This is a genomic window from Pseudomonas sp. NY15437, assembly GCF_048068435.1.
GTDB lineage: Bacteria > Pseudomonadota > Gammaproteobacteria > Pseudomonadales > Pseudomonadaceae > Pseudomonas > Pseudomonas nitroreducens_B.
Window position 1 is genome coordinate 93,281 of record NZ_JBLUQC010000019.1, and the last position, 9,215, is coordinate 102,495.

General features: G+C 61.1%; 6 protein-coding genes and 2 pseudogenes. 5 read left to right on the forward strand and 3 right to left on the reverse strand.

The annotated features are described in order from the left end of the window. Positions 1–127: 127 nt before the first annotated feature. On the reverse strand, positions 128–1,516 hold the full coding sequence (locus ACNFIA_RS29080; protein WP_416790522.1) for a tyrosine-type recombinase/integrase: 1,389 nt from the start codon (positions 1,514–1,516) through the stop codon (positions 128–130). Between the two features lie 652 nt (positions 1,517–2,168). Between ACNFIA_RS29080 and ACNFIA_RS29085 the strand changes: the two genes are divergently transcribed. The 5 genes and pseudogenes from ACNFIA_RS29085 to ACNFIA_RS29105 all read left to right on the forward strand — a co-directional run bounded on the left by ACNFIA_RS29085 (position 2,169) and on the right by ACNFIA_RS29105 (position 6,139). After that, a complete protein-coding gene (locus ACNFIA_RS29085; RefSeq protein ID WP_416790524.1) occupies positions 2,169–2,984 on the forward strand; it encodes a protoglobin domain-containing protein in 816 nt (271 codons plus the stop codon). Between the two features lie 167 nt (positions 2,985–3,151). After that, positions 3,152–4,108 (forward strand): annotated as a pseudogene (locus ACNFIA_RS29090) (autotransporter outer membrane beta-barrel domain-containing protein); the annotation flags it as partial. Positions 4,109–4,118: 10 nt separating this feature from the next. Then, positions 4,119–4,733 (forward strand): MFS transporter, encoded by a 615-nt coding sequence (locus ACNFIA_RS29095; RefSeq protein WP_416790526.1) that lies wholly within the window; start codon positions 4,119–4,121, stop codon positions 4,731–4,733. A 12-nt stretch (positions 4,734–4,745) separates the two neighbouring features. Continuing rightward, positions 4,746–5,519, forward strand: a complete 774-nt coding sequence (locus ACNFIA_RS29100; RefSeq protein WP_416790528.1) for a 1,6-dihydroxycyclohexa-2,4-diene-1-carboxylate dehydrogenase — start codon at positions 4,746–4,748, stop codon at positions 5,517–5,519. Between the two features lie 230 nt (positions 5,520–5,749). Then, the gene (locus tag ACNFIA_RS29105) at positions 5,750–6,139 is read left to right on the forward strand and encodes a response regulator (RefSeq protein WP_416790434.1); all 390 of its coding nucleotides are present in this window, start codon (positions 5,750–5,752) and stop codon (positions 6,137–6,139) included. Positions 6,140–6,346: 207 nt separating this feature from the next. Here ACNFIA_RS29105 and ACNFIA_RS29110 read toward each other — a convergent pair. Both ACNFIA_RS29110 and ACNFIA_RS29115 read right to left on the reverse strand, forming a co-directional pair. Continuing rightward, positions 6,347–7,719, reverse strand: a pseudogene (locus tag ACNFIA_RS29110) (LLM class flavin-dependent oxidoreductase). A 41-nt stretch (positions 7,720–7,760) separates the two neighbouring features. Next, entirely contained in the window at positions 7,761–8,600 is an 840-nt protein-coding gene (locus ACNFIA_RS29115; protein WP_416790530.1) for an amino acid ABC transporter permease, read from the reverse strand. Between the last annotated feature and the right edge of the window lie 615 nt (positions 8,601–9,215).

The following is a 9,215-nucleotide window of genomic DNA, read 5'->3' on the forward strand; positions in this document are numbered from 1 at the left end:
ATGGAGCGGTAAGCGAAGCTGGAAGGCTAGTAGTTTGGCAACAGCGCACTATAGCGCTCTCCTCTGCGCCGGCGGTCACATAGGCTGGCCCTTTAAGTAGGTGTACGGATTGTGTCCGTCCAGGCGTTTAGGATGTTTTCTGGAGAATCGTTTCTAATTTATCTCCAAGAAGCCACCAGGCATCGGTTTTCTCCTTTGCATAGTCGTGATGGAGGTAGTGTCTGCGCACTTTGGAGCCGCCGAGTAAGTGGTTCTGGCAGCGGTCAATGATTTCCAGAGTGACTCCGAGCTCCTGCATCATCGTTGCACCGGTGCGGCGCAGGTCATGCGGAGTCCACTCGCCCTTGGTGCCCTTACTCAGTACCAGTGAGTCGTTATGATGGCGGCCCGCTAAGGGCTTGCTGCGGTTCTTGAAACGACACTGTCGGTCTCCGACGAGCTTGCTGACTGTCTTGGTGTCAACGTGATTTTTGCCATCCTTGCTGGGGAAGCAGAACGGTGTATCGCTAGTTTCTTTGTGCAGCCGCTTGAACTGCTCAAGCGCAAAGGCTGAGAGAAAGACGTGGTGATCCTGGCGTTTACCCTTATGCCCCTTGGTCGCTTCGGCCGGGATGAACCAAGTGCCTTTCTCCAGATCCACGTGGCGCCATTCCGATTTGAGCAGTTCACCGATGCGGCAGAGGGTGCTCAGGCAGATCCATACGGCGCATTGCACGCGCAGATTAACTGGACGGATGCCGGAGTATTTTTGGCCGGCGGGTAAGGCCTCGTAATCACGCTCCAGGCACTCGAAGATGTCACGCAGCTCGCGAATCTCATCTGGCGAAAGCAGTCGGTCGCGCTGTTCTTCGTAGTCGTGATCCAGCAGTTTGCTCACGTCGATTAGGTCGGCGGGATTGCCGTCCGCCATTAGGGTGCGCCACGGCTTACGTTTTTCTCCCCAGCGCAGCATCTGACCGATGTCCTTGCTGCGGATCACGACGGTACGGTTCAGGCCGCGTGCTTTGACTGAGCGTAGGACGGTGAGTAAATCTTTCTCTGTCAGGCTGCGAAGCGGCTTCTTGCCAATGAAGGGGAGTACGTCTTTTTTGAAGCTCCGGATCAGTTCCGCATTGCCATCCTGCCGAGAGACGCCGTCGCGTATCCATTCGTCAAACAGGTCTGCCACTGTTTTGTTTTCGGCGGCTTCACGTTCGGCCTCAGCAATCGTAGCGACAATGGCCGCTTGTGCCTCGATCCGTGCTGCTTTGGCGGCAAGGGTAGGGTGCAGACCTTTCGTAACAAGAGTCCGGGCTTCGTCTCGCTCAGATCGGATCTGCGCCAAGCTTTTCTTCGGCCAACTGCCCAGTCGCTTTCGGGTTCTGGAGCCATCCAGTTTGAATTCATAGCTGAACTGAACCGTGACTCCGCGTACGCCAGCTCGCACCTCGGCAACCAGCCCACCATCCTCTCGGAAGACCTTTCCATGATCTTCAGCAGTGAAAGCCTCCAGTTGTTTGATCGTCAGCTTGGCCACTCTCTACCCCTAGTAAATTTTTTCGCGCCCGAATTTTGTGCCACTTTTGTGCCACCAAAACGCTTGGCTGGTGGTGGACGATGGTGGACGCTACAGGAAGGTAAAATAGCCTGAAAGGCCCGTAAATACTAGGTTTTGAGTTGTTTGTGGTTGTCCATGGTGATCTATGGAAATCCACCAAATAAGCGCATGGGGTGCAAGGGGTCGAGTGTTCGAATCACTCCGTCCCGACCAAAAATCCCTAGAAAATCCAGTCACTTAGCGGTGACTGGATTTTTTTGTGGTTGGGTATTTTGTGTGTGCTTCGAATTTTGCCCCACTTTTTGCCCCACCGGAAAATCTCGCGGTTTGAGGCTGTTTATGCGGTGTTCCTGAAGTCGAGCACTTCCAAGTATTCCAGCCATGCTAGCGAGTCACTAGAGCTCTATCCCTCGCAGCACGCGAATCTGCTTCTTCAGATACAGGTCCTTCTCATCCTCCATCTGCAGCAGGATTTCTAAGACACGGGCTCTGGATAGCTCGTGCTCTTTGGAGAACCTGTCCAGTCGCTTGATGGCTTTGTCGCTCAGGATGGCTGTGGTTCTACCTGGCACTCCGCGACACCGCTACCTACCACCCGGAGAACATCATTCCTGCGACCATGCGTGACCGTATGGCCGAGAGCATTGAGGAATTCGGAGTGACGAGGGATCAGGTGAGGGACCATCAGAACTACCTACTGATCCCTGAGAAGCACTTCTCCTGGATATCGGAGAGCGAACGCCAGCTGTCTTGGATTAAGCGCAAATTGACCCGTGAAATGGCGGACGAGCGAATCTATTCGCCGGCGCTATCCGAGAGGGAACTGTTGATAGCCACGATCGACTGCGCTGAATCGCCCCCAAGGGGAAAGACGTCATTTCTGGCAAGCCTGAAGCGCGCATGGGACGAGCAGCGGCAACTGGACCAGCAGTGGGACTGGATCAAGGAGCGGAACGAACGAGAAGCCTGTTTGCACGTATGGGAGTGGCTGAGCAAACACCTTTCCAACCAGGTGTTCCCCAACCCTCGTCCTGAAAGCCATCAGCACCTACTGATTACTCTCGACTCGTTTACGTGGAAGCACGAGGCGACTCGCGAGTTCATCACCGACAGCAAGCGCCTGGGCAATACACTGGCCGCGTGGTTCAGAGAATTGTTCAGCGGCGTTTACGATGACGCCTACGCTCTCAAGCGCCTGGGCATCGGGATGGTGCATGTGCGGATCGGCTTGCCGGTGCGCTACCCGCTGGCGATGCTCGATGTAATCGCGCAGCATGGCGAGAAGGTTGCTGCCATCAAGGGACCCGAAGCGGTCGCGGCGTTCCGCAAGATCCTTGCGCTGGACGTGGCGACCTTCAACCAGTCGTACGAAAGCAAGCAGCTCAGCCACTTGGCGGAGCTGACCGGCAGCGAGCGCCTGGCCCGCCGCCTGCTGGCCGGTATGTGAAGCCCCGGCCTGGACTTGTTCAAGCAAGGCACCGAAGGATCCTCGCCAAGTCATCAGGACTTGGCGTCGACCAACTCCCGCCCTGAAAGCGATGCATCCCGTCTTGGCCTATTTGGCGTGCTCCCTAAACGAGAGCGAAAAGGGCAGAGCGCTTCGCCAGCACCCAGATGGACAACTTCAACCACCGCCTGGAGCAGCTGCACCGCGCGTCTTGCGACCGTGATTCGTTCAACGCCAATGTGAGCCGCGGACGCGACAACGTGAGCCTGGGCAGCTTGGGCAGTGCGTTACGCGATGAACTCGAAGGCAAAGGTGCCGATCCGGACGACGATGAGCAGCGTCGAAAGGAAAAGGACAGTGCTCGCGCCAGCGCCGGCGAATGCACCGAGCAAGCCGTGGCCTTCTGGACCGACGGTTTCGTCAACACCGGCTCCAACAAGGCCCGAGGCGCCAAGGACAACAGCTTCACCACCTTCGGACTCAGCGCCGGCATGGACTATCGCCTCTCGCCACATGCAGTGATCGGCATCGGTATTGGCTACGGTAACGACCGCACCGACATCGGCGAGCATGATTCCCGTAGTGAAGGCGATGCACTGGGGCTGGCGGCCTACCTGAGCGCCAACCCGTTATCAGAGGTCTATATCGACGCCCTGCTGGGCTACAACCGCATCAGTTTCGACTCGCGGCGCTTCGTCACGGCCGACCCGTCCAACGGCTATGCCGACGGCTCCCGCGATGCCGATCAGTTGTTCGCCTCGCTCACTGCGAGCTACGAGTACCGCCAGGGGGCGCTGTCACTGGCTCCATACGTCCGGGTCAACAGCAGTTTCACTCGTCTCGACGGGTACAGCGAGCATGGCGGCGGGATCTATGCGCTGTCCTATGAGCAGCAGGACCTGCGCTACTTCACCTCGTTCCTGGGCTGGCGTACCAGCTACGACATCCAGACCAGGCTGGGAGTACTCACCCCTCGTTTGGGCCTGGCCTGGGGGCACAACTTCAACCGTAACCAGGATTATCGGATGCGGTACGCCGATCAGGGCAATGAAGGTGTGCTCTATCTGCTGTCACCTGACCCGGTGGACACCAACTTCATCGACATGGACTCTGGCCTGGACCTGAGCCTCGGCCGTGCTTGGCGCGTCGCACTGTCCTTCAAGACCGCCCTGGGCACCAACGAGCGCAACGAGATGGCTGACCTACCTGTTCAACTGGGTGGCCTGGTTCATGTTCCTCTCCTGGCTGCCCACCGTGCTGAAGACCGCCGGCCTGCCGGTAGAGCAGGCGCCGTTGGGTACCGTCACGGTCAATGCGGTGTTCATCCTCTGCGCCATCCCGCTGTCGATCCTGCTGCCGCGCCTGAACACCCGCAACGTGCTGCTCGGCCTGTTCGCCCTCGGCGTACTGGTCAGCCTTGGCCTGTCCCTGAGCGGCGACAACTGGGTGCTGGTGTTCCTGCTGGTCGGCGCTGCGGGCCTGGGCATTGGCGGGCAGCAGATCGCCCTCAACTACCTGGTGGTTTCCGCCTACCCGACCAGCCTGCGCGCCACCGCCACCGGCTGGGCCATCGGCCTTGGCCGGGTGGGCGCCATCATCGGTTCCGCCCTGGGCGGAACCTTCCTCGAATGGGGCGGCGTCGCCGGTTTCTACCTGGCGCTGGCCATTCCCCTTCTGCTGGCGCTGGTCGCCGTGGCCCTTATCCGCGGCAGCGAGAAGCCCTCGGGCGGGCTCGTGGCCGCACACTGACAGGAGAACGTCATGTCCCGTTTCGACAACAAGGTTGCCCTCGTCACTGGCGCCGCCCAGGGTATCGGCCGGCGCGTCGCTGAGCGGCTGGTGGAAGAGGGCGCCAAGGTTATTGCCGTGGACCGCTCCGAGATCGTCCATGAGCTGCAGGACGCCCTCGGCCAGCACGGCGAGGTTCTGACCCTGACCGCCGACCTGGAACGCTTCGCCGACTGCCAGGGCGTGATCGCCCAGGCGCTTGCGCGTTTCGGCCGCCTCGACATCCTCGTCAACAACGTCGGCGGCACCATCTGGGCCAAGCCATTTGAGCACTACGCCGAAGAGGAAATCGAAGCGGAGGTGCGCCGCTCGCTGTTCCCCACCCTGTGGTGCTGCCGCGCGGCGCTGGTGCCGATGCTTGAGCAGGGCGCGGGCGCCATCGTCAACGTGTCGTCCATCGCCACCCGAGGGGTGAACCGCGTGCCCTACGGTGCCGCGAAGGGCGGCGTGAATGCGCTGACCGCCTGCCTGGCCTTCGAGACCGCCGAGCGCGGTGTGCGGGTCAATGCCACCGCGCCCGGCGGCACCGAAGCGCCGCCCCGGCGCATTCCGCGCAACACCGCTCAGCAGAGCGAACAGGAGAAGGCCTGGTACCAGCAGATCGTCGACCAGACTGTCGATAGCAGCCTGATGAAGCGCTACGGAACCATCGATGAACAGGTCGGCGCGATCCTATTCCTCGCTTCCGACGAGGCCAGCTACATCACAGGCGTTACCCTGCCGGTGGGAGGTGGGGATCTCGGGTAGTTTGAGTCTCGACGGATCGGTACCAGGTATGTGTTTGGAGTGCGATCGTCCAGGTGGATGAGCGAGAAGCGTCCGCATCGCCCGCATTGCTGCCCCTGACGAGAGGCAGCTAGCGACCCAAAGCAGTCGTTGCCATGTTTATCCTGTATGCGGGGAGAGGCTGACCAGACTAAGAATGTGAACTTAGGCGCGGCAGCGCTTTCCACCGGTACACGTACAGGAGAACTGGCATGGAAACGCTCCGAGGTCCGCCCGCTAACTGTGCCTCGTTCGTACTGATCCTTGACGATGATCCAACCTTGGCCAGAGTTCTTGGCTTGGCGATGGAAAATTACGGCATTCCCGCAGTCGTTCTTGGAAACGCCGACAATGGTCTCGATTGGATCAATGCTAACCCTGGTCAACTGGCCCTTTTGCTCACTGACGTCTTAATGCCTGGTGAGATCGACGGTCTGGATTTAGCGCGTAAGGTTGCAGATCGCTCCCCAGACATCCCCATCATCATCATGTCTGGCGGCTCCTGGAGTCGGGATTTCCCGGCCTACCTCATTCTCGACAAGCCATTTGATCTCACGGCGCTCATGACTGTTGTTAGAGACGCCCTAGCGCTCCCCCACTGAGTAAATAGGACGCATGGTTAATGCAACACTGATATTGCAGTCCCCTTCTGGCCGATTTGGGTCATCCGCGAATGGCTGCAATTGGCCGGTTGCTGCCATCGAGCAGCAACGAAGTCGCACGCCTGTCTGACGAGCATTTGCCCAGGCTTTGCCGGGGGGTTGTAGGCGATGCGGTAAGAAGCGCGCCCATTCAGGGCGCGCATACCTTTATTCGAAGCGGAAGGAAGCGCCATAAGCGCTCTGTGGCAGGCGATCACTGCGATCGGCACGCAGGCGGAACGGAAGGTCCCGCTTTGTGCATGGGTGCGATAGAGGCCGCGCTTCTGCAGTTCGGGGATCACCAGCTCGGCGAAGTCGTCGAAGGTGCCGGGACTGATCAGCGGATTGAGCATGTAGCCGCTCGTGCCGGAGAGGCGGGCGTGCTCTTCGATGCGGTCGGCCACCTGCTCCGGTGTGCCCACCAGGATCAGATCGGTTCCACGGGTCACCTGGGCGAAGCGCTTGCGCACATCGCCGGCGGTCAGCGGCTGGCCGCTGCCGTCGGGGCGCATGACGTAGGACGTCAGCCCCTGGGTCTCGGTGGTCAGCGGCTCGTTGTCGGCGTAGCGGTCGAGATCGATGCCGGTGTCCCCGGCATAGCTCACCAATTGCGCCTGCAGGTGATAGTTGCTCTGCAACTGGTCGTACTTCTTCTGCGCCTCGATGGCCGTGCGGGCGGTGACGATGCGCAGCACGGTGAGCGATTTGATGTCGTCCTGGGTACGGCCGCGAGCCTCGGCCTGGGACCAGATGTCCTCGAGACCGGCGCGGATCTCCTCCGGGCGCGACTTGGCGATGAAGATCAGTTCGGCATGCTTGGCCGCGAAGGCACGGCCGCGCTCGGACCATCCCGCCTGGATCAGCACGGGCGTGCGCTGCGGGGAGGGCGCGCAGAGGTGCGCGCCCTGCACCCGGTAGTGCTCGCCATGGTGTTCGATGGGGCGAACGCGGTCGCCCCGGGCATAGGTCTGTCCGTGCTTGTCGGCCACCAGGGCGTCGTCCGCCCAGCTGCCTTCCCAGAGCTTGTACACCACATCGAGGAATTCCTCGGCGCGGGCGTAGCGGTCGCCGTGGCGGATCATCTCGTCGAGGCCGAAGTTGCGCGCCGCGCTGCTCAGGTAGGAGGTGACGACGTTCCAGCCGACGCGGCCGTTGCTCAGGTGGTCGAGGGTGCTCAGGCGCCGGGCGTGGCTGAACGGGTGTTCGTAGGTGGTGCTGATGGTCACGCCGAAGGCCAGGCGTTCGGTCACCGCCGCGAGCGCCGGCAGATGCAGCAGCGGGTCGTTGGCGGGCGCCTCCACCGCCCACTTCAGCGCGGCCTCGTGGGAGCCGCCGTAGACGTCATACAGCCCGAGCACGTCGGCGAAGAACAGCATGTCGAGGTTGGCCTGTTCGGCACTGCGCGCCAGGTCGGTCCAGTAGCCGAGAGTGTTGATGCGCAGGCGCTCGTCGGCCGGGTGGGTCCAGAGGCTGGGCGCGCCGCCGCAGCCGACGCTGGCTTGTTCATAGAGGGCGAAGAGCAGGGGTTTGGGGTCGGACATGCGGGTTTCCAGAAGAGCGATGGTCGAAGGCGCGCGCGAGTTCAGCGGCGTGTGTCGTAGGCGCGGCCGTAATGGCGCTCCAGTCGGGCCTGGATCAGCTCCAGCCCGATGGACATCAGCCAGTAGAGCAGGGCGGCGGCACTGAGCATTTCGATGTAGCGGTAGGAGGCGCGACCGTAGGACTGGGCGAGGAACATCACCTCCCAGACGCCCATCACCGAGACCAGCGACGAATCCTTGAGCATCGAGATGAACTGGTTGGTCGTCGGCGGAATGATGGTGCGCATGGCCTGCGGCAGGACGATGCGCCAGAAGGTCAGGGTGCGGTTCATCCCCAGCGCTGCGGCGGCTTCGCGTTGCCCCTGTGGCACGCCGATGATGCCGGCGCGGAAGATCTCGCTCAGGTAGGCGCCGTAGTTGAGCGATAGCGCCAGGATGCCCGCGCTGATGGCGCCCGGCACCACACCCAGCTGCGGCAGGCCCAGGTAGATCAGCAGTATCTGGATCAGCAGCGGCGTGCCGCGGAAGAAGGACGCGTAGAAGCTGGCCACGCCGAAGGCGACGGCGCTGCTCGACAAGCGGGCCAGCGCGGTGATGAAACCCAGCAGCAGCGAGACCCAGATCGAGCAGAAGCTGAGGAACAGCGTCAGCGCCGCGCCCTGGAGGAACCCGTTGGGGGCGAGGTTGATGCCCACTAGGTTGCGCCACTTGTCGAGGATGATCGCCAGCTTCAGGTCGAAGCTCAGGAAAAACGCCACGCACAGGAGCAGCATGACCGCCCAGGTGAGGTAGAGCCGGGTACGGAAGCCGAACAGGCGCGCCAGCAGCGGTTCTGCCGGCGCGTCGCGCAGTCGGGAGGGGGGAGTCTGGAACGCGCTCATTGGGTGATGTCTGAACCGATCCATTTGTTCGAGATGCGGGCGAGCGTGCCGTCCTGGCGCAGCTGGCCGATGATCTCGGCGACTTTGGCGTTCCACTGCGGGTCCAGCGCATTCGCGCCATCTCAGTTCAGGTCGTCAAACCTAGTCACGGGATTGACCGTGACGGGCGGAGGATGGAGGAGGGGTTGCCGACGCGGCAACCTGCAAAAGCGCGTAGGAATTCGGGAAGCGCGCGCTGGGGATGTGAGGTTCAGCGGTGCCTTCTTTATATAGGCAGCAAGACGCAGTTGGCTGGAAGCCGTTGATGCGCCGGTGCGGAGCGGGTGCGGGAGCGTGCTGCTTTTTTATAATAGAGGGGAGGATGGGGGAGCCCCTTTGTCATCTTTCTGCAAAAAGTCGTTGACGGGCCTTTTAAACTCCCTATAATGCGCACCACTCCCAGCGACGAAGCGCTGAAAGAACTTGAAAATCAAGTGCTTACAGAGATTCGAAGTTGAGAGTGGTGATCAGGCAGGTGATTCACTTGCCGCTCTTCACTGGCTGCTCCGGCAGCGAGCTGAAAAGAAGGTCGCCGAGGTGGTTGACAGCGACATTGATCGCTGTAGAATGCGCCTC